At 48.5% G+C, this 921-nt stretch carries 2 protein-coding genes; one reads left to right on the top strand and one right to left on the bottom strand.

What is annotated here, in order from left to right:
- Positions 1-169 precede the first annotated feature (169 nt).
- Positions 170-526 (top strand): hypothetical protein, encoded by a 357-nt coding sequence (locus tag ACOI1H_RS25840; RefSeq protein ID WP_422441204.1) that lies wholly within the window; start codon positions 170-172, stop codon positions 524-526.
- Positions 527-691: 165 nt separating this feature from the next.
- On the opposite strand, the gene ACOI1H_RS25835 is transcribed toward ACOI1H_RS25840, so the two are convergent.
- A partial coding sequence (locus ACOI1H_RS25835; RefSeq protein WP_422441203.1) for a hypothetical protein occupies positions 692-921 on the bottom strand: 230 nt, incomplete at its 5' end.

Below are 921 nucleotides of genomic sequence, written 5' to 3'. Positions count from 1 at the left end.
GCTCGTGCGACAAATCTCGAATGGCCATGTTGTTCGGCAGCAGCATCCGCTTCAGCATAGCCGCCTTCCGTTCCGGTGAATATCCCAAGTCATTGTCCTATCCCGCCCACCTGTAAAATAGAGGAAAAGTAAAGCGGCGGACAACTACGCTGACACGGGGGGCGAGCGGGTGCCCGATTGGGATAAAACTCTCATTGAAGTCGAGAATATCAAGCAGTGGCTACGCCTAAAAGGGCGGGCTGTTGGATTTTTCTTTGCTGATGATGAAGTACAGGAAGATGAGCTCATGAATCCCAAACATAGTCACTTCGCTCCTGAGTTGGCTCTAGCTGTAAGCGCATGGCGAGCGCTCGCCTCAAAAAAGAACCTGAAGCAAAGTGCAAAAAACATGATCGACGATTGGATCAAGGGGAATCCAGCATCATGGAAAGGTGAGGGCAAACTATCTACAGCAGCCAAAGAGCGGATCATGGTTGTAAGTAATTGGAATAAAAGTGGTGGTTCCCCGTCAAGTGCCGATGATTAACCTAGCCACCTGTCGTGCCAAACATCAGAATGTTACATATGGATTTAAAAACAGTATCTTAACGAGAATAATGATTGAGTTTTCGAAAGATTGTCCTAGTAGGATGAAGGCAACAGATGGGTAGGTTGCGGAGCATTCATGGGTAAGTTTTCGTAACCTCACCAGCTACGCGAAATCGTTTTCATCAATCATGCTGTATCCAGTCGCAACTGATTGGAGTGCATAATCATGCCCGAGACCTACCTTTCCGATAATCAGATAGCCACCCGATATGGCGTACACCGTACAACGCCGTGGCGTTGGGTGAATACTGATCCAACCTTCCCGAAGCCTATCCGTCTCTCCCCAGGCTGCACGCGCTGGAAACTTACCGATATTGAGGTTTGGGAAGAAGC

The organism is Loktanella sp. DJP18, assembly GCF_049310965.1.
In the GTDB taxonomy this organism is placed as follows: Bacteria; Pseudomonadota; Alphaproteobacteria; order Rhodobacterales; family Rhodobacteraceae; genus Loktanella.
The sequence above is the reverse complement of the archived record's forward strand: the minus strand, read 5'-3'. Positions and strand labels throughout refer to the sequence as shown.